Below are 26,981 nucleotides of genomic sequence, written 5' to 3'. Positions count from 1 at the left end.
GTCAGCGGTTGTGCAGCGCCGTCTCGGGCGGGCGCAGGGCGCGGGGCGCGCCGAGCGCGCGGGAGATGCCGCGGGCGCTGGCGCGCACGACCGGGATCAGCGCCCGCGCGTCCCATCCGTCGGACGGCACGACGATCGCGACCGCCGCGACGACGGTGTCGTCCGGGCCGTAGACGGGTGCGCCGACCGACAGGGCGAACGTCTCCACCTGGCCGTCGCTGACCGCGACGCCGGCGCGGCGGACCTCGGCGAGGACGCGGCGCAGCTCCGCGCCGGTGCCGATCGTCCGGTCGGTGAAGCGGCGCAGCGGCGCGGCGATGGCGCGCTCCTGCAGCGCGGGGTCGGCGTGCGCGAGCAGCGCCAGGCCGACGCCCGTCGCGTGGGCGGGCCACCGGCCGCCGACACGGGACAGGACGTGCACGGCGTCGCGGGCGGAGATCCGCTCGATGTAGACGACGTCGAGGCCGTCCAGGACGGCGAGGTGGACGTTCTCGTGCGTCGCCTCGTACAGGTCCTCCAGGAACGGCATCGCGGCGGCGCGCAGCGCGGGGCCGCGGGGCGCGAGGGCCGCGACCTCGAACAGCCGCAGCCCGATCCGGTACAGCCCGCCCGCGTCGCGTTCGAGCGCGCCCCAGCAGGCCAGCTCGCCGACCAGGCGGTGCGCGGTGGACAGCGGCAGGCCCGCGCGCCGGCTGATCTGGGTGATGGTGAGCGCGTCGCGCTCGGCGGAGAACGCCTCCAGGATGTCCAGCACGCGGCTGGTGACCGTCGGCCGGCCGCCGCCGCCCGGGGGCCGCGCGGGGGGCCGCGCGCTCCCGCCGCCCGCCGTCATGGGTCGCCGAACTCCTCCCGCAGCCGCGCCTTCAGGATCTTCCCGGCGGCGTTGCGGGGAAGCTCCGCGGCGACGACCGCCGACTTGGGGACCTTGTAGCGGGCCAGTCTGCCGGACAGCGACGCGATCACCTCCGCCGGGCTCACCTGCGCGCCGGGGCGCGGGACGAGCACGGCGCGGCACGCCTCGCCCCACGCGGGGTCCGGGACGCCGATGACCGCGCACTCGGCCACGCCGGGGTTGGCGGCGAGGATCACGTGCTCGACCTCCGCCGGGTACACGTTCTCGCCGCCGGAGATGATCATGTCCTTGATGCGGTCGACGATGTAGGCGTAGCCGTCGGCGTCGAGGCGGGCGGCGTCGCCGCTGTGGAACCAGCCGTCGCGGAGCACGGCGGCGGTGTCGGCGGGCCGCCCCCAGTAGCCGCTCATGACGTGCGGGCCCTGGACGACGACCTCGCCGGTCTCGCCGGGCGCCGCGTCCGCCAGGTCCGGGCCGACGACGCGCACGTCGCTGAAGAAGTGCGGCACCCCGGCCGACCCGGCCTTCGGCACCGCGTGCTCGGCGTCCAGGAACAGCACGCCGGGGGACGCCTCGGTCATGCCGTAGCCCTGCAGGAACGTCAGGCCCCGCTTCTGGTAGGTCTCGATGAGCGGCGGCGGCACCGGCGCGCCGCCGCAGGTCAGGATGCGCAGCGAGGACAGGTCGGCGGCCTCCCAGCCGGGTTCGCGGGCGACCCGCTCGAACATCGTCGGCACCCCGAACATGAACGTCACCCGGTGCTGCTCGACCAGGGACAGGGTCGCGGCGGGGTCGAACGCGGCGACGAGCACGCACGTCCCGCCCTTGAGCAGCACCGGCAGCGTGAGCATGTTGAGCCCGGCGGTGTGGAACAGCGGCGCCGACACGAGCGCCACCTCGCCCGCGACGAGGTCGTGGTCGATCAGGACGTTGATCGCGTTCCAGGTGATGTTGCCGTGGGTGAGCGTCGCGCCCTTGGCCCGCCCGGTCGTCCCGGACGTGTACATGATCATGCAGGGGTCGCCGAGGGCGACGGGCAGGTCCAGGGGGTCGCCGTCCGCGCCGGCGAGCAGGTCCTCGTACCCGCCGCCGAGCGCGACGCGCTCCCGCACGGGGCCACCGGAGATGCCGTCGGCCAGTGCCGCGTGCGACGCGGCGTGGATGAGGACGGACGCGCCCGAGTCGTCCAGCTGGTAGGCGATCTCCGGCCCGGCGAGCCGGGTGTTCAGCGGGACGAAGATCCCGCCGAGCATCCCGGTCGCGAACAGCGCCTCCAGGAACGACGGGTGGTTGGGGCCGAGGTAGGCGACGCGGTCGCCGGGCCGGACGCCGAGCGCGCGCAGCGCGCGGGCCAGGCGCGCGACGCGGTCGAGCAGGGCGGCGTAGGTGAGCGCGGTGCCCTCGTGGACGAGGGCCGTCGCCCGCGGGGTCTTGCGGGCGCGGCGCGCGGGCCACGACCCCAGTCCTTCGTTGCGCATGCGCGTCACCCCTCCGTCGGTTTCGAGGCCGTGCGGCGATCCCACCACGCGGCGGCGGACGGCACGAGCCCCTTCGGCAGGAACAGCACGACCGCGATGAGCAGCAGCCCGTAGACCGCGTAGGACAGGACGGCGGGCGCCGACGCGGGCATCCCCTCCCGGGTGCCGATGTCGTTGAGCAGCTGGAGCAGCAGGGTGATGGCGGTGGCGCCGGCTAGCGCGCCCCAGATCGTCCCGGCGCCGCCGACAACGACCATCACGACGTACTCGAACGACAGCAGGACGGGGAACGAGCCGGGCGCGACGTAGCCGATGTAGAAGGCGTAGACGCCGCCCGCGAGCCCCGCGAACCCGGCCGACAGGCTGAACACCGCCTGCTTGTACACGGCCACCGGCACCCCGGAGGAGGCGGCGGCGACCTCGCTGGTCGCCAGCGCCCGCAGCCCGCGCCCCGGCCGGGACGTCACGATGTGCCGGGTGACCAACACGACCAGCCCGAGTGCGGCGAGGGCCAGGTAGGCGTAGGAGACCTCACTCGCGAACTCGTACCCGGCGATCCGGAGCCGCGGCACGCCCTGCAGGCCGATGTCGCCGCCCGTCCACTCCTGCCGCCCGACGAGGCTGAGCAGGATCAGCTGGATGGCGAGCGTCGCGAACGCGAGCTGGTGGCCGCGCAGCCGCAGCAGCGGGACGCCGACGAGCGCGGCGCACGCCGCGGCGGCGGCCGGGGCGAGCAGCAGCCCGAGCCAGGTCGGCAGGCCGTGCGTCGCGGTCAGCGCCGCCGTGTACCCGCCGATCATGGTGAAGGACGCCTGGCCGAGCGAGACCTGCCCGGCGTACCCCATCAGCATCGACAGCCCGACGACCACGGTCGCGGACAGCAGCAGCAGGACGTACACCGACACCTGCGTCGCGGGCAGCACCGCGGGGGCCAGCAGCGCGGCGGCGGCGACGGCCGCCGCGGCGAGCGCGCCCGGGCCGGGCCGCCGCCGGGACGCGGGCGCGGCGGCCCCGGCCGCCGGCCGGTTCTTGCGGACGGACACGCTCATCGGGCGGCCTCCTCCTGCAGCGCGGTCCTCCGCGAGGCCCGCACCATCATGATGGCCAGCATCAGCGCCAGCGCGACGACGGTCTGGTAGGACGCCTCGCCGTAGCCCGCGACCATCGCCTCGGCGACGCCGAGGGTCAGCGCGCCGGCGAGCGCGACCACCGGGCGGTTCAGGCCGCCGAGCACCGCCGCCGCGAACCCGTTGGTGATCAGCAGGACGTCGCTGTTGTAGGAGATGGGCTGCAGCGGGGTGAGCAGCACCCCGGCGAGGCCGCCGAGCATCCCGCCGAGCGCGAACGCGACCAGGCCCATCTTCAGCGGGTCGATGCCGAGGGTGCGCGCCGCGTACGGGTTGGACGCGCACGCGCTCAGCGCCTTGCCCGTGTAGGTGCGCCCGAAGAACAGCGCGAGCAGCGCGAACACGGCGGCGGCGACCCCGATGACGAGGAACGACTGCCGCTGGACGTGCGCGCCGAACACGGTCGCGCTGCCGCCCAGCCCGGCGTGCGAGCGCGGATTGTCACCCCAGATCATGATCTCCACCGCGTAGGCGAGGAAGCCGACCCCGAGCGTGACGATCAGCGCCGACTGCGGGGACGTCCCGCGCCTGCCGGTGGCGGCGGCCCCGACCGCGAGCCCGACCGCGCCCGCGACGACGACGGCGGCGGCCTCGGCGGCGCCGTGCGGCAGCCCGGCCCCCAGCAGCGACCCGGCCGCCATCCCGCCGACGACGGCGAACATGCCCTGCGCGAAGTTCACCACCCGGGTCACGCGGTGGATCGCGACCAGGCCGCTCGCCAGCAGCGCGAAGCCGCAGCCGGTGGCGACCCCGGAGATCAGGTACTGCAGGAAGGCGCTCATGTCTCCCCCTCGGTGCCGGCGCGCCCGCCGAGGTAGGCGTCGGCGACGTCGGGCCCGGCCGCGAGGTCGGCGGCGGTGCCCTCGGCGCGGACGCGGCCCGCCTCCAGGACGTAGCCGCGCCCGCACAGGTCCAGCGCGAGCCGCGCGTTCTGCTCGATCAGCAGGACGGCGAGGCCGCGCTCGGCGTTCAGCGCGCGCAGGTGCTCGGCGAGGTCGGCGGTGACGAGCGGGGCGAGGCCGAGCGACAGCTCGTCCACCACGATCGCGTCGGGCTCGGCCATCAGCGCCCGCCCGAACGCGACCATCTGCTGCTGCCCGCCCGACAGCGACCCGGCGCGGCGCCGGCGCAGGTCGGCGAGCTGCGGCAGCACCTCGTACACGCGCGCGGTGTCGCGCGCGCCCTTCGCGCGGCGGCGCCGCCACGCGCCGAGGACGAGGTTGTCCTCGACGGTCAGGTCGTCGAACATCTGCCTCCCCTCGGGGACGAGGGCGACCCGCCCGCGCAGGTCCACCCGTCCCGCCGCCGGGCGCAGCACGCCGAGGACCGCGTTGACGAGCGAGGTCTTGCCCGCCCCGTTCGGGCCGATGAGCGCGACCAGCTCCCCGGCCCCCACGGTCAGCCCGACCCGGTCGAGCGCGGTCGCCGTCCCGTACCGCACGACGAGGTCCTCCACCTCGATCACGGCGCTCACGCGGCCTCACTCCCGAGATAGGCCGTGATGACCGCCGGGTCGTCGCGGATCTCGGCGGGGGTGCCCTCGGCGATGAGGCGGCCGAGGTCCAGGACGGCGACCCGGTCGGCGAGGCGGGAGACGAACGCGACGTCGTGCTCGACGAGCATCATCGTCAGCCCCTCCGCGCGCAGGCCCTCGACCAGCTGCGCGAGGGCCTCCCGCTCGGCGGCGCGCAGGCCGGAGGCGGGCTCGTCCAGCAGCAGGAGCCGGGGGCGGGCGCACAGGGCCCGCGCCACCTGCAGCGACCGCTGCTGGCCGAGCGGCAGGACGTCGGCCGAGCGGTGCGCCCAGTCGCGCAGCCCGACCCGGTCGAGCGCGGCCAGCGCGTCCGCCCTGATCTCGGCCTCCTCGCGGCGGTGCGCGGGCAGCCGGAGGACGGCGGAGGCGAAGCCGTGCCGGGTGCGGGCGTGCGCGCCGACCATGACGTTCTCCAGCGCGGTCATGCCGTGGAACAGCCGGGCGCCCTGGAAAACGATCGCGATCCCCAGCCGGGCGCGCGCGTGCGGCGGCAGCCGGTCGATCCGGCGGCCCGCGTAGGAGAGGGTGCCGTGGTCGGCGGCGAGGTGGCCGCTGATCAGGTTGAACAGGGTGGACTTGCCCGCGCCGTTGGGGCCGATCACGGCGCGGGTCTCGCCCTCGGCGACCGCCATCGCGACGTCGCGGACGGCGTACACGCCGCCGAACGCGCGGCCGACGGCGCCGATGTCCAGCAGGGTCGTCATCCGGCCGCCTTCGCGGTCTCGGCGAGCTGCTTCACCGACCACTCGGTGGGGACGAGCTTGCCGTCCTTCACCTGGTTCATCGAGATGTCGGTGGGCTTCAGGCCGGAGTGGTCGGTCTTGGAGTAGGCGTACTGGCCGCAGGGCGTGACGAGGGTGAGGCTCTCCAGCGCGTCCCGGATCTTCTCCCGGTCGGTGCCGGCCTTGTCGATCGCGGCGGCGAGCAGCTTGACGCCGGCGTAGCCGTCCATCGCGAACTGCGGCGGCTCGTAGCCGTACTTCTGCTTGAACGGCACGGACATCTCCTGGACGGACTGCTTCAGCTTCCCGTCCGGCAGGTGCTCGCCGACGACGCCGATCGCCGACTGGACGTACACGCCCTCGGCGGCCTTGCCGACCGGGTCGAGCCACAGCTTGCTGGCCTGCGAGCCGGTCATGTAGAGCGGCAGCTTCAGCCCGGACGAGGGGTACTGCTTGGCCAGCGTGACACCGGGCGCGCCGCTCGCCCAGGCCACCAGCGCCTGCGCGTCGGAGTCGCGGACGTGGGTGAACAGCGGGCTGAAGTCGGACGCCGTCGTCTCGTAGGTCTCCTCCTTGACGATCTGGACGCCGTACTGGCCCGCGTACTTCTTCATGCCCGCGAACCCGGCCTTGGCGTAGGCGCTCTTGGTGTCGTAGGCGACCGCGACCCTGGTGATCTGGTGCGCCTTGAAGTACCCGAGCATCGCCTGCGCGTAGGTGGAGGAGATCGCCGGGACGACGAAGGTGTACTCGCGGATGGGATCCACCTGCTCGTCGGCCGGGGCCAGCGAGATGTAGGGGATCCGCTCGCGCTCGGCGAGCGGCTCCACCGCGAGGCCGACGTTGGAGAACGTCGAGCCGATGATCGCGGTGACCTTCTCGGACTTGAGCTTGTTGAAGTGCAGCACGCCCTGGTCGGGGGCGGTCTTGTCGTCGAGGGTGATCAGTTCGATCTTCCGGCCGTCGATGCCGCCGGCGCCGTTGAGCTGCTCGACGGCGAGCTCCACGGTCTTCTTGGCCTCGCCGCCGAGCGGCGCGTAGTTGCCGGTCAGCGACTCGATGAAGCCGATCTTGAGGGTGGATCCGGCGCCGGATCCACCGCCCGAGCCGCACGCGGCGGCGGCGAGGACGGTGGCGGCCAGAAGCGGGACGAGTTTGCGCACTGGGGACCTCCCGGGGTGGGCGTGCCCCGAAGTTAGGCGTATTCTTCACGGCAGTCAATGATTTGCCCAACATCAGCGTGACGGCGGTCACCGGGGCCCCGGCGCCGTCGTTACGCTGGCGGGATGACGGGAGCCGAACGGGTGAACGCACAGAGCGCGGCCGGGTCAGTGCCGTCCGACGAGCCGTCCCCGCGGCTCCGGCCGCAGTCGCTGATGCTGACCTACCTCGGCAACTACGTGCTGGGGCGCGACATCGCGGTGTTCTCCGGCAGCTTCATCGACACCTTCGCCCGGCTCGGCGTGGGCGAGCACGCCGTCCGCTCGACGCTGACCCGGATGGTCGGCCGGGGGCTGCTGGCGCGGCACCGCGAGGGCCGCCGCATGCACTTCGGGCTCACCCCCCGCTCGGAGCGGATCCTGCACGACGGCGAGGACCGCGTCTGGCGGCGCGGCGTGCTCAACACCGACTGGGACGGCAGCTGGACCGTCCTCGCGTTCTCCATGCCCGAGTCGTGGCAGCGCGTCCGGCACGACCTGCGCGCCCGGCTGACCTGGGCCGGGTTCGGGTCGCTCGGCAACGGCACCTGGATCGCGCCGTCCCGGGTGGACGTCCGGCCGATCGTGGCCGGGCTCAACCTGAACGGGCACCTGAAGGTGTTCGCGGGCCCGGCCGAGGAGCCGACGGACGTCCCGCACATGCTCCGCGAGGCGTTCGACCTCGACGGCCTCGCCCAGGGCTACCGCGCGTTCCTGGACCGCTGGGACCGCCCCGATCCGCTCCCGCACGGCCCCGACGACCTCGCCCGCTACCTGTGGATGACCACCGAGTGGCTGCAGCTCGTCCGCGCCGACCCGCGGCTGCCGGTCGAGCACCTGCCCGCCGGGTGGCCCGCCGTCCGCGGCCAGCAGGTCCTGCTGGAGCTGCGCGACCGCTACGAGGGCACCGCGCGGCGCCTCGCCGACGCCGCGATCGAGTACGTCGCGGCGGGCCGGCCGGGCGGCGGCACTGCATGATCCGCGCTCTCGCGGGTACGTCGCGTGCCCGGGGATCGACGGAAGGTGATCAGCATGTCTCTCGGGGCCGGTGACACCTCGGACCACGCCGCCGCCGACGCGCTGCACGTCCGCAGCGAGGTGCGCGGCCCCTGCCTGCTCGTCGAGGCGGACGGTGAGCTCACCATCCTCACCGCCGAGCGGCTGCGCGAGCACGTCCTCGCCGAGATGCGGGAGGTGCCGGCCCCGCCGCGGATCGTGCTGGACGCCGGCGGGGTCGGGTTCTGCGACTCCTCCGGCCTCAACGCGCTCATCATCATCTGGAAGGCCGCGCACCGGGCCGGCGGCGAGTTCGTGCTGGCCGACCTGGACCGCCGCTTCCGGACGATCATCGAACGCAGCGGCCTGGACCGGCACCTCGTCGCGCACCCGACCGCCGAGCAGGCCCTCGACGCGCTCGCCGCGGACTAGCCCGGCCGCGCTCTCCGGCATACGATGATACGGATTTCGTATTGTCGTCTCACGAGGGCGAGGGCCCATGCCACACCTCGACACCCCCGCCGACACCCCCACCGGACTCCCCGCAGCCCCTCCCGCCGCCGCGCCGCCCCGTCCCGCCGGCGCCATCCCCGGGCCGTCCTCGCTCACCTGGCGGTACGCGGGCGACTGGCGCGGCGTGTTCGCCGGCCGGGCCACGCTGCTCATGCAGGTCGCGCACCCGGTCGTCGGCGCGGGCGTCGCCGACCACTCCGACTTCCTCAACGACCGGTGGGGGCGCCTGCTGCGCACCATGGAGTCGACGTTCGCCTTCCTCGGCTACCGGGGCGAGGAGCGCGGCCGGGCCGAGACCGACCGGCTCCGCGAGATCCACAAGGGCATCAAGGGCGTGGACGCCGAAGGCCGCCGCTACCACGCGCTGAACCCCGAGGCGTACCTGTGGGTGCACGCGACCTTGTACCACGGCATGGTCGAGACCCAGCGGGTCTTCGGCCGCCCCCTCGGCCCCGTCAAGGAGGCGGCGCTGTTCGGCGAGTGGCGCGACCTCGCGCTGGCCCTCGGCATCACCGAGCGCCACCTCCCGCGCTCCCCCGCCGCGTTCCGCGCCTACTTCGACGGCATGGTCCGGGACCGCCTCGAACGCAACGCGACCGTCGACCTGCTCATCCGCCTGGACCGCGAGCCGCTGCCGCCGCCCCCGAACTGGCCGCTGCCGAAGCCGCTCTGGACGGGGCTCGCGCTCCCGCCGGGCCGGGCGCTCCGCAAGACCGGGATCGCCACGCTCCCGCCCGTCCTGCGGGAGCGGTTCGGGCTCCGCTGGACCTCCGCCGACCAGCGCGGCTTCGACGCCTTCGCGCGCGCCGTCCGGCTCGCCGGCGCGGTGACGCCCGAACCGCTGCGCTACTCCCCCGTCGCCCTGCGCGCCATGCGAGGGGCCCGCCGGGCGGGCGGCGGCTAGAGTCGGCCGCACGATGACCACCGACGACGAACTCCTGCGCAGCCTGCTCACCGAGGGCCCGCGGAGCGAGCCCCAGACCGACCGGATCCTCGACGCCGCCCTGCGCTCCTTCGAGGCCTACGGCCCGCGCCGCACCACGATGGACGACGTCGCCCGCGAGTCCGGGCTCGGCCGCGCCACCATCTACCGGCGCTTCCCCACCAAGGGCGACCTCGTCACCGGCGTGCTGCTGCGGGAGGCGCGGCGCTTCTTCGCCGAGCTGGACGAGGCGGTCGCCGCGCTGCCCACCCTGGAGGAGCGCCTCGTCGAGGGGTTCGCCGTCACGCTGCGGATCAGCCGCGAGCAGCGGCTGATCACCCGTCTGATGGTCGTCGAGCCCGAGCTGATCCTGCCGCACTCCACGGTCAAGGCGGGCCCGCTGCTCGCCGCCGCCCGCGGCTACCTCGCCGGGCGGCTGCGCACCGCGCAGCGCCTCGGCGCCGCCCCCGCCGGCGTCGACCCCGAGCTCGTCGCCGAGATCCTCGTCCGCCTCACCCACTCCCTGGTCCTCACCCCGGATGGGCACATCCCGCTCGACGACGAGGGCGCCCGCGCCTTCGCCCGCCACTACCTGCTGCCCATCGTCCAGACCTCCCCGGACCGCGGCGGCGACGCCTAGCCCGGCAGCGGGAGGGTGATCGTCAGGGTGGTGCCGGCGCCCGGCGGGCTGTCCAGCGCGACCTCGCCGCGCAGGGCGCGGACGCGGTCGGTCAGGCCGGCGAGGCCGCCGTGCGGGGCCGGGGCCGCGCCGCCCGCGCCGTCGTCGCGGACCTCGGCCACCACCCCGCCGCCGGCGGCGCGGACCGTCATCTCCACCGCGTCCGCCCGCGCGTGCTTCACCGCGTTCGCGAGGGCCTCGCAGAGGGCGAAGTAGAGGGTCGTCTCGATCTCCTGCGGGAACCGGGCGGCCGGCAGGTCGAGCCGGACGGGCACGGCGGCGCGGGCGGCCACCAGCTCCATGGCGGGGGCCAGCCCGGCGTCGGCCAGGATCGCCGGGTGCACGCCGCGGGCCAGGCCGTCCAGCTCGGCGACGGCCTCGGCGAGCTCGCGGCGGCAGCCCCGGGCCTGCTCGCGGGCCGCCGGGTCCGCGGCGGCACCCTCCAGCCGGGCGAGGGTCTCCTCCAGTGCGCGGAGCCGGGCGCGGGCGCTGCGCTGCAGGTCCGCGGCGAGCCGCTCGCGCTCGGCGGCCTGGACCCGCACGAGGCGCTCGCGCGCGTCGCGGGCCCGTTCGAGGGCGGCGCGCGCGGCGGCCTGCAGCCGGACGGTCTCCAGCGCCCGGCCGCCGGCCGTCAGCGCCGCCTCGACGAGCGGCCCGTGGTCGCGGAGCGCGGCGGCGAGGTCGACGGTGGCGAGCGGCTCCCCGCCCGAGGTGCGGACCTCGTGCCGCCAGCGCCCCGGGCCCGGGCCGTGCGGCGCGCCCGGCCGCCGCCCGTCCACGCCGACGTAGCCGCCGTCGGCCCACAGCCACAGGTCCAGGGCGGCGTCGCCGAGGACGCCGCGCAGGGCGTCGCGGACCTTCTCCACCGAGACGGGCGCGGTGAGGCGGTGCATCCGCTCGGCGACGGTCAGCTCCGCCAGCCGGGCGCGCAGCGCGGCGAACAGGAAGACGATCGGCAGCGTCGTGGCGCAGAACCCCTGCAGGAAGTAGACGCCGAGGACGTCGTCGAGCGTGACCGCGGTGCCGAGCAGGGCCCCCTGGACGGCCAGGGCCGCGCTGACGCCGACCGTCACGGCCGCCGCGACCGGGACGGTGAACGCCCGGTCCAGCCGCCCGGTCCGCGGCAGCCGCGCGAGGAGGATGACCACCAGCGCCCCGGCGAGCGCGACCATCGCGACCGTCACCGCGCGCTGCGCGCAGCGGAACACCTCCTCGTCGGGACGCACCGAAGGCCACACCGCGGAGGCGGCGAAGCCGTTCCACTCGGGCCGCGACACCGCGCACAGCAGCGCCTGCCCGCCGACCATGACCAGCACGGCCGCGGCCGTCCACAGCCGGGCGGCGGCGCCCGCGGGGCGGCGGCCCGGGTAGATGACGACGCCGACGCCGATCGCGACGAAGAACACCGATTGCGCGAACACCGACACCAGCGGCGCCGCCCCGCCGTTCCAGGCCGCCGACCAGGTCACGGCCCACGCGGCGGCGGCGAACACGAACGCCGCGCCGGTGCGGCGCCCGAGCCGGCCGGCGGCCAGCAGGCCGCCCGCCGCGGCGAAGCCGCCGCAGCACGCCAGCGTGACCGCGGCCGGGACGGGATGCCCGCGCCAGTACGGCCAGCCGCAGGCCAGCGCGGCCGCCGCGATCACGGTGCCCGCGCCCGCGGCGCGGCGGACCCGCGCGCCCAGCCACAGCGGCCAGCGGGGGACGGCCCTCACCGCGTTCCTTCCGTCTCGTCCCGGGGAACCACCGTCCGGGAATGGGGTTTTCCCGGATGTGCGGGGCGGGCGGCACCGGGAGCATGGGAGCGGGCCGGACGCGGCGCCCGGCGGAGCCCGCGGCGCGCCCGGTGGCGTGCGGGGGCCACCACCGGGTCACCCGGCGCGACCCGGCTCCCGCGGCCAGTTTCCCGCACCGCGCACGGCGAGCGGGAGGCTCCGTTACCCGATCGATGCGCGCGGCCGCCTCCGGTCAGCGGGTCTCCGCGGTCCGCAGCCAGGTGAGGACGGCCAGCACCCGCTTGTTGCTGTCCTGCGGGCCGGGCGCCCCGCCCGACGAGGCGATCTTCAGCTTGGTGAAGATCGCCCGGACATGGTCCTCCACGGTCCGCGCGGACAGGTGCAGCCGCTTGCCGATCCCCGCGTTGGAGTGCCCCTCCGCCATCAGCGCCAGGACCTCCCGCTCCCGGCCCGACAGCCGGGACAGCTCCGCCTCGCGGTGCCGGGCCTCGACGAGCCGGCTCACCACGTCCGGGTCGATGACGACCTCGCCGCGCATCACCCGCTCCAGTGCCGAGCGCAGGCTGTCGACGTCGGTGACGTGGTCCTTCAGCAGGTAGCCGACGCCGCGCGGCTGGTCGCGGAACAGCTCCATCGCCTGCGGGGTCTCGTTGAACGCCGACAGCACGAGGACGCCGATGCCGGGGTGGCGCTCCAGCAGCCGGCGGGCCGCGACGACCCCCTCGTTGGTGAACGTCGGCGGCATGTGCAGGTCGACGATCACCACGTCGGGCGGGTCGCCGGCGACGCGGGCGAGCAGCTCCTCGCCGGAGCCCGCCGACGCCACCACCTCGATGCCGACCGTGGTGAGCAGGGTGACCAGCGCCTGCCGGAAGATCCCGCTGTCCTCCGCCACGGCTACTCGCATGGCACGTCCATCCTCACCGTCGTGCCCTCGCCGGGGCCGCCGCCGACTTCCACCGCGCCGCGCAGCGCCCCGATCCGGCCGGACAGCCCGGCGAGGTCGGCGGCGGGATCGCCGGGCCCGCCGCCGTCGCAGACCAGCTCCGCGGCCACCCGGCCGTCCGCGTGGTCCACCCGGACGTGCACCCGCGTCGCGTGCGCGCGGTCCACAGCGTACGACAGCGTCTCGCACAGCACGGAGTAAAGCGTGGACTCGACCTCCCGGGAGAACCGGCGCGTCGTGACGTCCAGCTCGACGCGCACGCCGACCCGCTCGGCGACGACCTCCAGCGCCGGCCCGATGCCGTCCTGGACCAGCAGCGCGGGCCGCACCTCGCGGGCCAGCTCGCGCAGCTCGGCGAGGGCCGCCACCAGCTGCTCGCGGCACGTCCGCGCGTGCTCCTTCACCACCGGGTCGCCCGTGACGGCCTCCAGCGTGCCGAGCATCGCGCCGAGCGCGAGGAGCCGCTGCTGCGCGCCGTCGTGCAGGTCGCGGGCGAGGCGCTCGCGCTCGGCGGTCTCGGCCCGGACGAGGCGGCGGTAGGCGGCGCGGACCTGCTCCAGGCCCGCGTGCACGCTCGCCTGCAGCCGCGCGGTCTCCAGCGCCCGGCCGCCCGCGGCGAGCGCGGCCTCGACCAGGGAGCCGTGGTCGCGCAGCACCGCGCCGAGCTCCACGACCGCGAGCGGCTCGCCCGCCGCGTCCTCGACCCGGCGCCGCCACCGCCCCGCGTCCCCGCCGCCCCGGTCGAGGCCGCCCTCCGCCGGGCCGTCCTCCTGCGGGCCGGGGTCGACGGGGCGCCCGGCGGTGTCGACGTAGGTCCGCTCCGCCGGCGCCCAGAACCACAGCTCCAGCGTCGGGTCGTGCAGGACGTCGCGCAGCGCGTCCCGGACCCGCTCCACCGACACCGGCGCGGTCAGCCGGAGCATCCGGCCGGCGACGGTCAGCTCGGCGATGCGGACCCGCAGCGCGGACGCCAGCAGGGTGAGCGGCACCAGCACGACGACCGCGCCCTGCACGGCGTAGACCCGCAGCAGGTCGTCCAGCGGGATCGAGTCCTCCATGATCGGCCGCTGCGTCAGCGCGGCGGAGATGCCCACGAAGCCGATGGCGACGGTGACGGGGAGGGCGAGCAGCCGCCGCATCCGGCCCATCCGCGGCAGCCGCAGCAGCAGCACGACGGCGAGCGACACCGCCAGCAGGACGTACAGGGTCGCGGAGACCCGCAGGACGGCCCGGAAGACCTCCAGGTCCGGGAACGGCGCGGGCCACCACACCGAGTCGCCGCGGAACGCCGCCCACTCCGGCTTCGAGGTCGTCCACAGCGCGGTCGGGCAGCCCCACAGGACCGCGCACGCCGCGGCCGTCCAGATCCGGTCGGGCAGGTACTCCAGCCGCCCGGAGGGGTACAGCAGGACGCCCACGGCGAGCGCGAGGTAGAAGGTGGCCTGCGCGTACGGCGACAGGATCGGGCCGATGGAGGCGTCCCAGCTCGCCGCCCAGTTGACCGCCCAGCAGACGGACGCGGCCGCGAACAGCAGCCCGGTGCGGCGGGTCCGCGCCCCGGTCGCGAGCAGCACCCCCGCCATGGCGATCGCGGCGCAGCCGGCCAGCGTGATCGCGGCGGCGGCCGGATGGTCCCGCCAGTACGGCCATCCGGCCGGCAGCGCGAGCCCCGCCACCGCCGGCCCGGCGACGAGGGCGCGCCTCGTCTCCGCGCCGAACCACGGGGGCGATCTGCGCCGCCGCGGTGCGGAAATGACCACGACCATCCCCTCCATGCTCGGACCTCGGGCGCGGGTCCTGCCACCGGAAACCCACGGGGCGCCGCCCCGTGCTTTCCCGGATCCCGCGGCGCGCCGCGGGACCGCACCGGAAGTCTCCCCGAGCCCGGGGGCCGCCGTCACGGTGCGTTATGCGATCGATGCGCGCGCCGTTCCGGTGTTTTCGTCCCGATCTTGGCGGACCGGAGTCCCGCCGTCCCGGGAGGATTCGGGACGCGCCTCCCTTGACCCGGGACGGCCCCGCGTCCGGACCCTGGCCCCAGCCGAATCCGGCCCGGCTGAACGGAATTCACATTCACCGGGAAAACACCGCCGCCGGCCCGCGTTCTACTGGGTTGCCGGTGCGGGCGGGGAATGCCAGGATCGTTTCGCGGGGGCAATGGGGGACGCGGGGAGAAAGGGGCGCGGGGGAAATGGATCAGACGACGGCCGTGCGCGAGGCGGGGCCGGGGGCCGGACTGCCGGCGGCCGCGCCGCCGGTGCCCGCCGGCGCGGCGGGGACGGTGGTGCCGTTCCCCGACCGGGCGCGGGTCCGGCCGCGGTACCGGGCGATCCTGGCGGTGGACATCGAGGCCTCGACGGCGCGCACCGACCCAGTGAAGGCCGAACTGCGCCGCACGCTGTACCGGCTGCTGGAGGAGGCGTTCAACCGCGCCGGAATCGGGCGGCGGCACCGCGAGGAGTACGTCGACCGGGGCGACGGCGTCCTCGTTCTGGTGCGCCCTTTCGACGAGGTCCCGAAAACGCTGCTGCTGCACCCGGTCGTGCCGCTGCTGTCCGCGCTGCTCGCCGAATACAATTCGACGCAGACGATCACGCCGGGCGGCGACCGGCGAATTCGGGTACGGGTGGTGGTGCACGCCGGAGAGGTGCACAACGACGGGCACGGCAATTTCGGCGAGGCCCTCGACGTCGCCTTCCGGCTGCTGGACTCGGCGGAGGCGAAGAGCGCCCTGCGGCGCACCCGCGCGCCGCTGGCGCTGGTGGTGTCCGAGGACATCTACCACTCCATCGTCCGGCACGGGTACGAGGGGATCCGCGCCGACTCCTACCTCCCGCTCGTCCGGCTGGAGGTCACCGGCCGCAGCCACCAGGGCTGGGTGCACGACGCCGGCGCCGCCCCGGCGCGCGTCCACCGGCGCACCGCGCGCGACGGCCTGCCCGCGTGGCGGCGCCGGCTGCGCGCCCTCGCGGTCAGCGGCGCCGGCCCACGCCCGCCAGGGTGAAGGCGCGCTCGGGGTGCGCGCTCCCCGGCCCGTCGGGGCGCCACAGCGGGGTGAAGGTCAGGCCGGGCTCCACGAGGTCGAAGCACGAGACGATCTCGAGGATCTCGGCCCGGCCGCGCCCCCAGAAGTGGCCGCTGGTCGGCTTGAACACCCGGCCGACGTCGCCGCCGGACTCGGGCTCGGGCTCCTGCGTGATGTGCGTGAAGACCAGGTGGCTGCCCGGGGCGAGGGCGTCGTGCAGGCGCCGCAGCGCGGCGGCGGCCTCGGCCGCGTCCGGGATGAAGTGCAGAACGCGGTCGAGCACGACCGCCACCGGCCGCTCGAAGTCGATGAGCGCGCGGACCTCGGGGTCGTCGGCGACGGCCTCCGGGCGCTTCGGGTCGCACGGGACGAACGCGGCCCGCCGCGTCCGGGCGAGCAGCGCGCGGGCGTGCGCCAGCACCACGGGGTCGCCGTCGGCGAACACGACGGTCGAGTCGGGCGCGACCTGCGCGGCGACCTCGTGGACGTTCCCGCGCGCGGGCAGCTTGCTGCCGATGTCGATGAACTGCCGGACGCCCTCGCGCGCCAGGTACCGCACCGCGCGGCCGATGAAGGCATGGTTCTCCCGCGCCGCGGCCCGCGCCTCCGGGATGACGGCGAGCAACTGCTCGGCCACCTCCCGGTCCGCCGCGTAATTGTCCTTGCCGCCGAGCAGGTAGTCGTAGATCCGCGCCGTGTTCGGCGTGACCAGATCCACGTCGGCGGGAGTCCACCTCTCATCGGCCATCGCAAAGCTCCGCTCATCCCCGGGCAAATGATCGTCTCATGGAACGCGGAGTGCCCGCACCGGAACCCAGGGTGAGACGGCCCGGCGGCGGCTGAGCCGGCCTAGTCGGGCAGCAGCGGGACCTGCACGCCCTGGTCGCGGTTCAGCAGCACGGCGCGGGTGATGGCGGACGAGCCGAACCGCTCCCGGACGCCGTCCACCGCGCCGTCCACGGCCATGGCCTGGTCGAACGGCAGCGCGAGCTGGACGGCCCGGTCGTCGTGCAGGTTCCCGAGCGAGACGCCGATCAGGGTCAGCCCCCGGCTCTCGACCAGCGGCGCCGCGGCGGCGAGCAGCCCCCGCGCCGCCGCAAGGATCGCGGGGGTCTCGGCGGTCGCCTGCGCCAGCGTGTGCGAGCGGGTGGCGCGGGCGTAGTCGCCGAACCGCAGCCGGAGGGTGACGGTCCGGCAGACGCGCCGGGCCTTGCGCAGCCGCCCGCCGAGCCGGTCGGCGAGTCCGACGAGCATGGCGTCCAGTTCCGCGGGCGACCGGCGGCGCCGCCCGAGGGCGCGCTGCGCGCCCATGGACCGGCGGCGCACGCCCGTCCGCACCGGCCGGGGGTCGCGGTTGAGCGCCAGCGCGCGCAGGTGCCGCCCCGCGCCCGGGCCGAGCAGCGCCACCAACGCGGACTCGGGCATGTCCGCCACGTCGCCCACGGTGGCCGCCCCGTACCCGGCCAGCTTGGCGGCGGTCGCCGGGCCGACGCCCCACAGCCGGCGCACCGGGAGCGGGCGCAGGAACTCCAGTTCGCCGTCCGGCGGCACCACCAGCAGCCCGTCGGGCTTGGCGACGCCGCTGGCGACCTTGGCGAGGAACTTGGTGCGGGCGACCCCGACCGTGATCGGCAGCCCGACCTCCTCGGCGACCTCCCGCCGCAGCCGGGCGGCCACCTCGGCGGGGTCGCGGCGCAGCCCGTCCGCGTCGAGGAACGCCTCGTCGATCGACAGCCCCTCGACGAGCGGCGTGGTGGCCCGGAAGAGGGCGAACACCGCCTTGCTCGCCGCGCTGTAGGCGCTCATCCGCGGCGGCACCACGACCGCGCGGGGGCAGAGCCGCCGCGCCTGCCCGCCGCTCATCGCCGTCCGCACGCCGTGCGCCTTGGCCTCGTAACTGGCGGCCAGCACCACGCCCGTCCCGACGATGACCGGCCGCCCGCGCAGGGCCGGATCGTCGCGCTGCTCGACCGACGCGTAGAACGCGTCCAGGTCGGCATGCAGGATCGAGGCGCGGCCGGACACGAACATATGTTCGCATGCCGCCGCCCCCGCCTCAACGCCGCCTCAACGCCCGCCCTCCCCGGGATCTGCGTCACAAATGTTGGGCCGCAAGGAGCCGAAAGCTCCGCCTTGCTCCACCGCATTCGTCCGACAACGCCTCCAAGCCCCCCGTCGCCCCGGTGCTCGGCCCCGTCACCATCGACGGGCACCCGTTGCGCGGGCCCCGAGTGAGCGCAGGGGCCCGTGGCGGCACCGGCCGCCACGGGCCCCGGCCCGAGTGGTGACTACTGGCTGATCACTCGTTGAAGAGGCGGCCGTAGTCGGCCATGGCCAAGGCGATGTCCGCCTGAGCCCAGAAGCGGTGGTAGGTGAACGTCGGCGCGGTGGAGGTCTCGCCGTTGGCGTAGGCCATGACGCGCTGGTAGTCGGGGTCGCTCTTGTAGAAGGAACGGATGGAGATGAAGGTCGAGTTGGAGTTGACCGGGTCGCCGTTCGGCATGGTGCCCGTCCAGCCGGACGGGACGTAGACCGGGTCGGTGAGGCGGTTGTAGTCGGCCCGGGTCTCCGGCACCGACACGCCCTTGGCGTCGGTGTGCTTCCACATGGCGTCGAGCAGGTCCTTGGCGGCCTGCTTGGCGTCGGCGTCGCCGGACTTGGCGGCGTAGTACGTCAGGGTCTTGGCGTACGCGGCGGCCACGCCGACGTCGCTGGTGTAGTCCTGCACGGTGACGTGCAGGCCGGTGTTGGCCGGCGGCATGCCGCTGGCCGACGACCAGTTCGCGTCCGGCTGCCCGGTCCACTTGAGCGTGGACGGGATCTTGATGCTGCCCGTGGACGGGTCGACGGTCGTCTGCGACAGCGCCCAGGAGACCCACTTGTCGAGGATCGCCTTGGCGTTCGCGTCACCGGTGACCTGGTAGTACTCGGCGACGCGCTCCATCGACCACGCCTGGAAGCCGAACCACTGGTTGCTCGGCGGGTCGTGGTAGACGGGCTGCCAGTCGTAGGCCATGCCGAAGAACTCGGTGAGGCCGGTCGGCGGGGTGCTGTAGCTGCCCTCCCAGCTGTTGGTGACGCCGCCGGCGATCGCGCCCTCGGCGGACTGCAGCCACGTGTAGAGCTGCAGCTGCCGGGTGAGGCTCTTCTCCCAGTCGGCCTTGGCCGTGGCGCCCTTGGGGGCGAGCGCTGCGTCGTTCACCAGCGCGTAGGCGGCCAGGGGGTTCTGGTAGCCGAAGTGCGAGGCGCCGTCGCCGATGCGCCAGGCCCAGCCGGCGCTCGTGTCGGTGGCGCCGCCCCAGGCGTAGTACCAGGACAGCAGGTAGTGCTCGCTGTCCTTGCCCGTTCCGGCCGGGCAGGACGTGGCGGAGTGGCAGTCGCCGATCTTCTTGAAGTACTTGTCGAAGAACGAGTAGCGCAGGTAGTCGCCCATCTTGCCGGCCTTGGCCACGGTGGCGGAGACGTCGCCGGCCTTGCCCTGGTCCTCCGCCCAGGTGTTCGCCCAGTACGCGGCCTGGATGGCGCGCGCGTCGGCGTCCGGGGCGTCGGTGAACTTCCACTGCTCGGCGTAGGACGAGTCCTTGATGAACAGGTCGAGGTAGCCGTTGGTGCCGCCGAACGCGAACTTGTCGCACGTCGGCTGCGGGACGGTCTCGAACACCGACTCCTGGGCGCCGCGCTGGTAGGTGTTGATGTAGGACGGGCCGTCTGCGCCCGGGCCCTCCTCGCAGCCGCCGCCCGGCGTGTTGCCGTAGCCGTACACGTTGTCGACGTCCTGCAGCCAGTGCATGCCGTAGATGTCGTCGGTGCCGTAGGCGGACTTCAGCTCGCTCGCGATCGGGTCCTGCCCGACCGGGACGCTGCCGTCGATCGGCGACGGGTAGTCGCTGACCTCGGGGTGCTCGGCGGCGTAGGTGGCGGGCTTGGCGGCGTTGTAGAAGGAGTTCGTCGGCTGGTCCGCGTGGGTCGGGATCATGTACTTCTCCATCAGCGCCCACGAGGCGTTGAAGGGGTCCCAGTTCTGCGTGACCTTGCCGTACATGGCCTCCAGCCAGATGAGGTAGCTGTAGGCCTCGGACGTGGTCTCGTGCCCGTGGTCGGGCGCCTCGACCATGAAGGTCTCCACCGAGTGGTACGGGATGCCCTCGGGGCTGAAGTAGCCGTTCGCCGGGTCCTTGATCTTGTTGTACTGGTCGAGGAACCGCTGGGTGTAGGTGTCGCCGCCGGTGGCCACCTCGGTCGCGGTGACCGTGGCCGCCGCGTAGCCGGCCGCGGACGAGGTGAACGTCGCCTGGCCCGTGCCGGAGTCGTCCGCCGTGATCGTCACGTTCTGCGCGGCGGACCAGTTCTGCGGCGTGAACGTGAGCGTGCCGCCGCCGGTCACCGACAGGCCGCTGTTGCCCGCGGTGCGGGCGGTCGTGACGCTGACGTTCGAGGACGGCGCCTCCGACAGCTTCACCGCGTAGGTGGCCGTGGAGCCCTGCGCGATGGTCAGCGTCGCCGGGGCGGCCACGACGCTCGCCTCGGCCGCGACCGTGATGCCGACCGGCGCGGACTCGGCCGTGCCGCCGGCGCTGTCGGTCACCTCGGCGTAGAGCGAGTAGTCGCCGGCGGCGGAGGGCGTCCAGTCCAGCGAGTAGGGGGCGGTGGTGTCGGCGGCGCCGAGCGAGCCGTCCTGGTCGAAGAACTCGACCTTGGCGACGGTCGCGCCGGTGCCGGCGGTGGCGGTCGCCGCGAGCGGCACCGCGGCGCCCACCGAGTAGGTGGCCCCGGCGGACGGGCTGGTCAGCGCCACCTTCGGGGCGGACGTGCTGCCGTTGCAGGGCGTCCCGTTGAGCGTGAACGACGCCGGGTCGGTGTTGGTCCCGCTGTAGGTGAACTGCGCGCCGACGCTCACGGTCGCGCCGGACGCCAGCGACCCGTTCCAGCTCTCGTTCTGGACGGTGACGTCCTGGCCGGACTGCGACCACTTGCCCGACCACCCGCCGGCCAGCTTCTGGTTCCCCGCGTAGGAGTACTTCAGCGTCCAGCCGCTCAGCGCGTCGCCCTGGTTGGTGATGTCGATGCTGGTCGTGAAACCGCTGCCCCAGTCGTTCTTCTTGTAGACGACCTTGCACGCGGCCGCCGCGGCGTGCGCCGGTGCCAGCACGCCTAAGCCGCTGCAAAGCAGGGTCAGCGTCGCGCCCACGGCCGTGAACGCGCGCCATCGTTGCCGTCTTCTCACCTTTGTTCCTTCCTGAGTCGCCCGGCGTGCGGGCATGCCGGGCTCCACCGCCGGCGGACTCCGGCGGTGGCGTCTCTTCACGGGGCGCGCCTCGCGGGGCGGGCGCGTCAGGCCGGGGCCGTCAGCCGGACTCCCGGATGATCAACTTGGTGCGCAGCACCACGCGGCGCTCGGTGTTCGGCCGGCCGCCGGTGCAGGCGCGCAGCTCGCGCGCGAGCCGGGCGCCGAGGTCCTCGGCGGGCTGCCGGACGGTGGTGAGCCGGGGCCGCACCTGCCGGGCGACGGGCGCGTCGTCGAAGCCGACGACCGCGACGTCGTCGGGCACCCGCCGGCCGGCCCGGCGCAGCGCGCTGAGCGCGCCGACCGCCATCTGGTCGGACGCGGCGAGCACGGCGTCGACGTCCGGCCGCCGCTCCAGCAGCCGGCGCATCGCGCGCTCGCCGGACAGCCGGCCGAAGTCGCCCTGGCAGACCAGCCCGTTGACGCCCATCCCGGCCTCCCGGGCGGCGAGCCGGTAGCCGGCCAGCCGGTCGACGGCCGCGCCCGTGTCGGCGGGCCCGGCGATCGTGCCGATGCGGCGGCGGCCGGTGGTGAGCAGGTGCCGGACGGCGGCGTGCGCGCCGCCGCGGTTGTCGACGTCGACGTAGGGCAGTGCCACCTCGTCGAGGGGGCGCCCGGCCAGCACCACCGGGGCGCCGGCCGCGGCCTGCACCAGCGGGGCGACCTGGTCGCGGCGGGCGCCGACGAGCAGCACGCCCTCGGCCCGGCCGCCGCGCAGGTAGCCGGTGGTGGCGCGCCACTCGTCCGGCCGGCCGGCCATGAGCACGACGAGCGGCGCGCGGCCGTCCAGCTCGCGCCGCACGCCCCACAGCAGGCGCGCGAAGTAGGGGTCGCCGAGGACGCGGCAGGCGTCCTCGCACACGACGGCCGCGATCGTGCCCGAGGACTCCCGGTCGGGGGAGCCGCCGCGGCGGCGGACGTAGCCGAGCCGCTCGACGGCCGCCTCCACCTGGAGGCGGGCCGTCCGGCTGACCCGGGCCGAGCCGTTGAGCACGCGGGAGGCGGTCGCGGGCGAGACGCCGGCGAGCTCGGCGACGTGGGCGAGGGTCGGGGGCCGGTCGGGAAGAGCGGGGTCTTCGGGGTGGGTGAGGGTCACGCTGAGCACTCCCTTCGGGGGTTCCCGGGCCTTCGCGGGGGTGGGACCGGGTCGGGAGTAGTGGGAGCGCTCCCAAGAATCCGGTCGGACGCCGATTGTGTCAAGGGTCACAGGCCACCCGGATTCATGGAATGGCTCCCCCGCCCCTCACCGCGCGCGCGAACCGCCGTGAAAATTCGTGAAAGGAATGGAACAGGGGTTCCATACCGCGTCCGGCGCGTTCTACGTTCACCGCAGTCCAGGAGTGGGAGCGCTCCCAAGCGAAATGTTCCGACGTGAAAGCCGAGTTCCGATGAGATCGCCTTCCCCGCGCACCGCCGCGGCGGCCGCCCTGACCGGCGCGCTGTGCGCGGCGGGTTCGCTCGCCGCCGCCGGCGGCGTGCTCGGCGCGACGCCGGCCCGTGCCGCCGTCGCCTGCGAGGTCGCCTACACCGTCAACGACTGGGGCACGGGCTTCACGGCCGCCGTCACGATCACCAACCGCGGCCCGGGCGTCACCGGCTGGACGCTGGCGTACTCCTACACGGGGAACCAGCGGCTGGCGAACGGCTGGAACGGCCGCTGGTCGCAGTCCGGCGCGACCGTCACCGTTCAGAACGAGAGCTGGAACGGCTCCCTCGCGACCGGCGCGTCCGTCCAGGCCGGAGCCCAGTTCGCCTACAGCGGCACCAACGCCGACCCCACCGGCTTCGAGGTCAACGGCACGGCCTGCGACGGCGGCACCGGGCCGACCGACCCGCCGACGACGCCGCCCACCACTCCCCCGCCCGGCGGGCCGGCGCCGGAGCTGAAGGTCACCGGCAACGCCTTCACCGACGCCTCCGGGAACACCGTCCGGCTGCGCGGGGTGAACCGGTCCGGCGGCGAGTTCGCCTGCGTCCAGGGCAACGGCATCTGGGACGGACCGATGGACGCGGCCTCGGTCGCCGCCATCCGGGGCTGGAACGCCAACGCCGTCCGGGTGCCGCTGAACTCCGACTGCTGGCTGGGGCTGGACAACGTCGACCCGGCCCACCGCGGCGCCGCGTACCGGAACGCGGTGCACGACTACGTCGGCCTTCTCGAAGAGAACGGCCTCACGCCCATTCTGGAGCTGCATTGGAGCCATGGGCTGTGGACCGGCAATGACAACCATTGTGACACCGCCGCCGCCGAATGCCAGAAACCGATGCCGGACGCCGAATACGCGCCCGAGTTCTGGCGGCAGGTCGCCGCCGCCTACAAGGGCGACACGGCCGTCGTATTCGACCTGTTCAACGAGCCGTATCCGAACAACTTGCAGGTCATGGACTACGCCCAGTCGTGGAAGTGCTGGCGGGACGGCGGCGCGGACTGCACCGGCCTGACCTACGAGGCCGCCGGCATGCAGGACCTCCTCGACGCCGTCCGCTCCACGGGCGCCGCGAACGTCGTGATGGTGGCGGGCAGCAGCTACTCCAACGACCTGTCGCAGTGGCTCGCGCTGAAGCCGTCCGACCCGGCCGGCAACCTCGCGGCGGCCTGGCACTCCTACAACTTCAACTACTGCGCGGACGCGTCCTGCTGGGAGCGGCAGCTCGCGCCCGTCGCCGCCGCGGTGCCGCTCGTCGCCGGCGAGATCGGTGAGAACACCTGCGGCCACGGCTACGTCGACACGCTGATGGCCTGGCTCGACGCGCACGCCGCGTCCTACCTGGGCTGGACGTGGAACACCTGGGACTGCTCCAGCGGCCCCTCCCTGATCAGCTCCTACGACGGCACCCCGACCGCGTACGGAGCCGGGCTCCGCGACCACCTGCGGTCCGCCCCCTGACCCACCGCCCGCAACACGCCCACCCCAACCAGATGGAGGAGAGACCCGCATGAAGCACCCCCCTGCGCGCAGGAGGCCCGGCGCCCGCCGCGGCGCGGCCGCCGGAGCGGCGGCCGTCCTGCTCGCCTCAGGCACGGTCGCGCTGGCCCAGGCCCAGGCCAGCGCGGCCGCCGGCTGCACCGTCGAGTACACCGCCAACGACTGGGGCACCGGCTTCACCGCCAACGTGAAGGTCACCAACCTCGGCGACGCCCTCAGCAACTGGACGCTGGAGTGGGACTTCGCCGGCAACCAGCAGGTGACCAACGGATGGAACGGGACGTTCGCCCAGTCCGGCAAGCACGTCACCGTGAAGAACCCCAGCTGGGGCGGGACGCTGGCCTCGAACGCCTCCGCCACCCCGGGCTTCCAGGGCACCTACTCCGGCTCGAACCAGGCACCCACCCGGTTCACGCTGAACGGCACCGTGTGCGACGGGTCGACGGGCGGCCCCACCGACCCGCCGACGACGCCGACGGACCCGCCGACCGACCCGCCGGCCGGTGACCGCGCCGACAACCCGTACTCGGGGGCGAAGGTCTACGTGAACCCGGAGTGGTCCGCCAACGCCGCCGCCGAGCCCGGCGGGAGCGCGATTTCCGACCAGCCGACCGGCGTGTGGCTGGACCGGATCGCGGCGATCAACGGCGTGAACGGCGGCATGGGCCTGCGCGACCACCTCGACGAGGCGCTGTCCCAGGGCGCCGGGGTGATCCAGCTCGTCGTCTACGACCTGCCCGGCCGCGACTGCTCCGCGCTGGCGTCCAACGGCGAGCTCGGCCCGAACGACCTCGACCGGTACAAGACCGAGTTCATCGACCCGATCGCGGACATCCTCGGCGACGCCAAGTACGCCGACCTGCGGGTCGTCACGGTCGTGGAGATCGACTCGCTGCCGAACCTGATCACCAACGCGGGCGACCGGCCGACCGCCACCGAGAACTGCGACGTCATGAAGGCGAACGGCAACTACGAGAAGGGCATCGCCTACGCGCTGCAGAAGCTCGGCGCGCTGTCGAACGTCTACAACTACATCGACATCGGCCACCACGGCTGGATCGGCTGGGACGACAACTTCGGCCCGACCGCGCAGCTGCTCGCCGACACCGCCGACATGTCCGGCTCGAAGAGCAACGTCGCCGGCTTCATCACCAACACCGCCAACTACGGCGCGCTGAAGGAGCCCTACTTCACGATCAACGACTCGGTGAACGGCACGTCCGTCCGCCAGTCCTCGTGGGTCGACTGGAACCGGTACGTGGACGAGCAGTCCTACGCGCAGGCGTTCCGGCAGGAGCTGATCAGCAAGGGCTTCGACTCCGGCATCGGCATGCTCATCGACACCAGCCGCAACGGCTGGGGCGGCACCGAGCGCCCGACCGGCCCCGGCCCGCAGACGGACGTCAACGCCTACGTCGACGGCGGCCGCATCGACCGCCGCATCCACCTCGGCAACTGGTGCAACCAGGCCGGGGCGGGCCTCGGTGAGCGGCCGAAGGCCGCGCCCGCGGCCGGCATCGACGCGTACGTGTGGATCAAGCCCCCGGGCGAGTCCGACGGCGCCAGCTCGGAGATCCCGAACGACGAGGGCAAGGGCTTCGACCGGATGTGCGACCCGACGTACACCGGCAACCCGCGCAACAACAACCACATGAGCGGCGCCCTGCCGGACGCGCCGCTGTCCGGGCACTGGTTCTCCGCGCAGTTCCAGGAGCTGCTGCGGAACGCCTACCCGCCCGTCCAGTAACCGGCCCCTCCAGGAAAAGGCCCCGTGACCCGCTCCCGGTCACGGGGCCTCTCCTTGTACCGCTCCTTGTACCGCGGAAACCCCTGTGCCGCGGGAACCGCGCGCCGGCCGGAACGGGAGCGGCCCGCGGCGTCCCCTGCCGGACGCCGCGGGCCGTGTTCTGTCGGGAGCGGTGTTCTGTCGGGAGCCTGTTCTGCCGGGAGCCGTCAGGAGGTCATGCAGTGCGGTTCGAGGTCGGTCGCGGAACCGGGAGCGTTCGCGGTGAACCCGAACGTCGTCGAGGCGCCGACGGCCAGCGAGCCGTTCCAGCCCGCGTTCTTCACCGTGACGTCCGGACCGGACTGCGTGTAGGTGCCGTTCCACAGGCTGCCGACCGTCTCGCCGTTGGCGAAGGTGAAGTGGGCCATCCAGCCGTTGAGCGGGAGCGTGCCGGTGTTGGTGACCTTGACCTCGCCCTGGTAGCCGCCGCCCCAGCTGTTGGTGGAGCGGTACTCGGCGGTGCACACCATGCCGGGCGTGCCGGGCGGGTCGGTGGGGTCGGTGGGCGGGTCGGTCGGGTCCCCGTCGCCCTCGCCGACGCCCGTCACCTCGCCGCTGCCGCCGTCGAACACCACGTCGGAGCAGCCGTAGAACGTCTCGTTGCTGTCCGAGCGCTGCCACACCGTGTAGATGATGTGGCGGCCGCTCTTGCCGGACGGGAGCCGGGCGTTCCAGTGGTAGTAGGCGTCCTCGCTGCCGGGCGAGCCGACGCTCGGCGGGTCGGTGGCGCTGTAGAACGGCTGGTCCTCCAGGTCGTCCCAGCTGAGCGGGCGGGTCGGGCTCCAGGTGTCCTTGGTGATGTAGGTGCGGAACGTTCCGGGGTGGGCCGCCCACTTGTTGTACCGGAACTCGATGTCCGCGCCGGACGTCAGGTGCGTGACCGGCCAGTCGTCGCGGGCCAGGTCGTAGCCGCTGAAGTCGTACACGACCGCGCCGCCGCTGCACAGCTCCCCGTCGGGGATGAAGCCGCGGGTGCGGCCCGCGCCGTCCGAGCGGAGCACCGCGAACCAGTTGTACAGCGAGGTGCTGCCGCTCTGCGCGATGGCCGCCGCGCACGCGGGGTTGTGCGGGACGATCTGGCCGGTCGAGGTCAGCCCGTCCTTCCAGCACAGGTACGTGCGGCTGCCCGGCACCATCATCGCACCGTGCGCGGACGCCGGCACGGCCGTGATCAGGGCGCCCGCCAGCATGGCGGGGCCGAGTACCGCCCCCGCCGCCAGCGCTCTTCGTCGTCGCTTTCCCATCGTCCTCCCG

22 protein-coding genes are annotated in these 26,981 nt (G+C 74.3%); 7 read left to right on the top strand and 15 right to left on the bottom strand.

Annotated elements, in window-relative coordinates:
• Position 1: 1 nt before the first annotated feature.
• The 7 genes from HUT06_RS19545 to HUT06_RS19515 are packed head-to-tail and all read right to left on the bottom strand — an operon-like array spanning position 2 to position 6,877.
• Entirely contained in the window at positions 2–832 is an 831-nt protein-coding gene (locus HUT06_RS19545; RefSeq protein ID WP_176197057.1) for an IclR family transcriptional regulator, read from the bottom strand.
• Entirely contained in the window at positions 829–2,331 is a 1,503-nt protein-coding gene (locus tag HUT06_RS19540; protein WP_176197056.1) for a long-chain fatty acid--CoA ligase, read from the bottom strand. The genes HUT06_RS19545 and HUT06_RS19540 overlap by 4 nt, the downstream gene beginning before the upstream one ends.
• A 5-nt stretch (positions 2,332–2,336) precedes the next feature.
• A complete protein-coding gene (locus tag HUT06_RS19535; protein ID WP_176197055.1) occupies positions 2,337–3,380 on the bottom strand; it encodes a branched-chain amino acid ABC transporter permease in 1,044 nt (347 codons plus the stop codon).
• On the bottom strand, positions 3,377–4,240 hold the full coding sequence (locus tag HUT06_RS19530) for a branched-chain amino acid ABC transporter permease (RefSeq protein ID WP_176197054.1): 864 nt from the start codon (positions 4,238–4,240) through the stop codon (positions 3,377–3,379). The genes HUT06_RS19535 and HUT06_RS19530 overlap by 4 nt, the downstream gene beginning before the upstream one ends.
• On the bottom strand, positions 4,237–4,932 hold the full coding sequence (locus HUT06_RS19525; protein ID WP_254715275.1) for an ABC transporter ATP-binding protein: 696 nt from the start codon (positions 4,930–4,932) through the stop codon (positions 4,237–4,239). Before HUT06_RS19525 ends, HUT06_RS19530 begins: the two co-directional genes overlap by 4 nt.
• Complete coding sequence (locus HUT06_RS19520) at positions 4,929–5,696, bottom strand: ABC transporter ATP-binding protein (protein ID WP_176197053.1); 768 nt, start codon at positions 5,694–5,696, stop codon at positions 4,929–4,931. Before HUT06_RS19520 ends, HUT06_RS19525 begins: the two co-directional genes overlap by 4 nt.
• Complete coding sequence (locus HUT06_RS19515) at positions 5,693–6,877, bottom strand: ABC transporter substrate-binding protein (RefSeq protein ID WP_176197052.1); 1,185 nt, start codon at positions 6,875–6,877, stop codon at positions 5,693–5,695. Before HUT06_RS19515 ends, HUT06_RS19520 begins: the two co-directional genes overlap by 4 nt.
• A gap of 123 nt (positions 6,878–7,000) precedes the next feature.
• Between HUT06_RS19515 and HUT06_RS19510 the strand changes: the two genes are divergently transcribed.
• The 4 genes from HUT06_RS19510 to HUT06_RS19495 all read left to right on the top strand — a co-directional run bounded on the left by HUT06_RS19510 (position 7,001) and on the right by HUT06_RS19495 (position 9,984).
• Positions 7,001–7,891 (top strand): PaaX family transcriptional regulator C-terminal domain-containing protein, encoded by an 891-nt coding sequence (locus HUT06_RS19510; RefSeq protein ID WP_254715274.1) that lies wholly within the window; start codon positions 7,001–7,003, stop codon positions 7,889–7,891.
• A 54-nt stretch (positions 7,892–7,945) separates the two neighbouring features.
• A complete protein-coding gene (locus HUT06_RS19505; protein WP_176197051.1) occupies positions 7,946–8,341 on the top strand; it encodes an STAS domain-containing protein in 396 nt (131 codons plus the stop codon).
• Between the two features lie 67 nt (positions 8,342–8,408).
• Complete coding sequence (locus HUT06_RS19500) at positions 8,409–9,326, top strand: oxygenase MpaB family protein (protein WP_176197050.1); 918 nt, start codon at positions 8,409–8,411, stop codon at positions 9,324–9,326.
• Positions 9,327–9,339: 13 nt separating this feature from the next.
• Positions 9,340–9,984 carry a TetR/AcrR family transcriptional regulator gene (locus tag HUT06_RS19495; RefSeq protein ID WP_176197049.1) on the top strand — a complete coding sequence of 215 codons (645 nt, stop codon included), beginning with the start codon at positions 9,340–9,342 and terminating at the stop codon, positions 9,982–9,984.
• Here HUT06_RS19495 and HUT06_RS19490 read toward each other — a convergent pair.
• From HUT06_RS19490 to HUT06_RS19480, 3 genes are all read right to left on the bottom strand, one after another.
• Entirely contained in the window at positions 9,981–11,738 is a 1,758-nt protein-coding gene (locus HUT06_RS19490) for an ATP-binding protein (protein ID WP_176197048.1), read from the bottom strand. The two genes, HUT06_RS19495 and HUT06_RS19490, sit on opposite strands and share 4 nt — an antisense overlap.
• A 253-nt stretch (positions 11,739–11,991) precedes the next feature.
• On the bottom strand, positions 11,992–12,666 hold the full coding sequence (locus HUT06_RS19485) for a response regulator transcription factor (RefSeq protein ID WP_176197047.1): 675 nt from the start codon (positions 12,664–12,666) through the stop codon (positions 11,992–11,994).
• Positions 12,657–14,471: a sensor histidine kinase gene (locus HUT06_RS19480; protein WP_176197046.1), complete on the bottom strand. Its 1,815-nt coding sequence runs from the start codon at positions 14,469–14,471 to the stop codon at positions 12,657–12,659. Before HUT06_RS19480 ends, HUT06_RS19485 begins: the two co-directional genes overlap by 10 nt.
• 425 nt (positions 14,472–14,896) lie before the next feature.
• On the opposite strand from HUT06_RS19480, the gene HUT06_RS19475 reads away from it, so the two are divergent.
• A complete protein-coding gene (locus tag HUT06_RS19475) occupies positions 14,897–15,709 on the top strand; it encodes a hypothetical protein (RefSeq protein ID WP_176197045.1) in 813 nt (270 codons plus the stop codon).
• On the opposite strand, the gene HUT06_RS19470 is transcribed toward HUT06_RS19475, so the two are convergent.
• The 4 genes from HUT06_RS19470 to HUT06_RS19455 form a co-directional block, all read right to left on the bottom strand.
• Entirely contained in the window at positions 15,678–16,478 is an 801-nt protein-coding gene (locus HUT06_RS19470; protein WP_176197044.1) for an SAM-dependent methyltransferase, read from the bottom strand. The genes HUT06_RS19475 and HUT06_RS19470 overlap by 32 nt on opposite strands.
• 101 nt (positions 16,479–16,579) lie before the next feature.
• Positions 16,580–17,755: a DNA polymerase IV gene (dinB, locus tag HUT06_RS19465; RefSeq protein ID WP_217711346.1), complete on the bottom strand. Its 1,176-nt coding sequence runs from the start codon at positions 17,753–17,755 to the stop codon at positions 16,580–16,582.
• 274 nt (positions 17,756–18,029) lie between these two features.
• The gene (locus tag HUT06_RS19460; RefSeq protein ID WP_254715273.1) at positions 18,030–20,954 is read right to left on the bottom strand and encodes a glycoside hydrolase family 48 protein; all 2,925 of its coding nucleotides are present in this window, start codon (positions 20,952–20,954) and stop codon (positions 18,030–18,032) included.
• Between the two features lie 121 nt (positions 20,955–21,075).
• Positions 21,076–22,110, bottom strand: coding sequence for a LacI family DNA-binding transcriptional regulator (locus tag HUT06_RS19455; protein WP_176197041.1), 1,035 nt, complete (start codon positions 22,108–22,110; stop codon positions 21,076–21,078).
• Between the two features lie 292 nt (positions 22,111–22,402).
• Between HUT06_RS19455 and HUT06_RS19450 the strand changes: the two genes are divergently transcribed.
• Positions 22,403–23,902 (top strand): cellulase family glycosylhydrolase, encoded by a 1,500-nt coding sequence (locus HUT06_RS19450; protein ID WP_176197040.1) that lies wholly within the window; start codon positions 22,403–22,405, stop codon positions 23,900–23,902.
• Positions 23,903–23,951: 49 nt separating this feature from the next.
• Entirely contained in the window at positions 23,952–25,688 is a 1,737-nt protein-coding gene (locus tag HUT06_RS19445; protein ID WP_176197039.1) for a glycoside hydrolase family 6 protein, read from the top strand.
• Between the two features lie 206 nt (positions 25,689–25,894).
• On the opposite strand, the gene HUT06_RS19440 is transcribed toward HUT06_RS19445, so the two are convergent.
• Positions 25,895–26,971, bottom strand: coding sequence for a lytic polysaccharide monooxygenase (locus HUT06_RS19440; protein WP_176197038.1), 1,077 nt, complete (start codon positions 26,969–26,971; stop codon positions 25,895–25,897).
• Between the last annotated feature and the right edge of the window lie 10 nt (positions 26,972–26,981).

The organism is Actinomadura sp. NAK00032, assembly GCF_013364275.1.
GTDB lineage: Bacteria > Actinomycetota > Actinomycetes > Streptosporangiales > Streptosporangiaceae > Spirillospora.
Note: the sequence above shows the minus strand (reverse complement) of the source record. Positions and strands in the feature narration are given on the sequence as shown.

Bases quoted from the DNA above. Each gene is read 5' to 3' on its own strand.
- HUT06_RS19500 (WP_176197050.1), top strand. From the start codon at position 8,409: ATGCCACACCTCGACACCCCCGCCGACACCCCCACCGGACTCCCCGCA.
- HUT06_RS19440 (WP_176197038.1), bottom strand. From the start codon at position 26,971: ATGGGAAAGCGACGACGAAGAGCGCTGGCGGCGGGGGCGGTACTCGGC.
- HUT06_RS19450 (WP_176197040.1), top strand. From the start codon at position 22,403: ATGAGATCGCCTTCCCCGCGCACCGCCGCGGCGGCCGCCCTGACCGGC.
- HUT06_RS19485 (WP_176197047.1), bottom strand. From the start codon at position 12,666: ATGCGAGTAGCCGTGGCGGAGGACAGCGGGATCTTCCGGCAGGCGCTG.
- HUT06_RS19505 (WP_176197051.1), top strand. From the start codon at position 7,946: ATGTCTCTCGGGGCCGGTGACACCTCGGACCACGCCGCCGCCGACGCG.
- HUT06_RS19530 (WP_176197054.1), bottom strand. From the start codon at position 4,240: ATGAGCGCCTTCCTGCAGTACCTGATCTCCGGGGTCGCCACCGGCTGC.
- HUT06_RS19445 (WP_176197039.1), top strand. From the start codon at position 23,952: ATGAAGCACCCCCCTGCGCGCAGGAGGCCCGGCGCCCGCCGCGGCGCG.
- HUT06_RS19480 (WP_176197046.1), bottom strand. From the start codon at position 14,471: ATGGTCGTGGTCATTTCCGCACCGCGGCGGCGCAGATCGCCCCCGTGG.
- HUT06_RS19535 (WP_176197055.1), bottom strand. From the start codon at position 3,380: ATGAGCGTGTCCGTCCGCAAGAACCGGCCGGCGGCCGGGGCCGCCGCG.
- HUT06_RS19475 (WP_176197045.1), top strand. From the start codon at position 14,897: ATGGATCAGACGACGGCCGTGCGCGAGGCGGGGCCGGGGGCCGGACTG.
- HUT06_RS19495 (WP_176197049.1), top strand. From the start codon at position 9,340: ATGACCACCGACGACGAACTCCTGCGCAGCCTGCTCACCGAGGGCCCG.
- HUT06_RS19545 (WP_176197057.1), bottom strand. From the start codon at position 832: ATGACGGCGGGCGGCGGGAGCGCGCGGCCCCCCGCGCGGCCCCCGGGC.
- HUT06_RS19510 (WP_254715274.1), top strand. From the start codon at position 7,001: ATGACGGGAGCCGAACGGGTGAACGCACAGAGCGCGGCCGGGTCAGTG.
- HUT06_RS19540 (WP_176197056.1), bottom strand. From the start codon at position 2,331: ATGCGCAACGAAGGACTGGGGTCGTGGCCCGCGCGCCGCGCCCGCAAG.
- HUT06_RS19470 (WP_176197044.1), bottom strand. From the start codon at position 16,478: ATGGCCGATGAGAGGTGGACTCCCGCCGACGTGGATCTGGTCACGCCG.
- HUT06_RS19520 (WP_176197053.1), bottom strand. From the start codon at position 5,696: ATGACGACCCTGCTGGACATCGGCGCCGTCGGCCGCGCGTTCGGCGGC.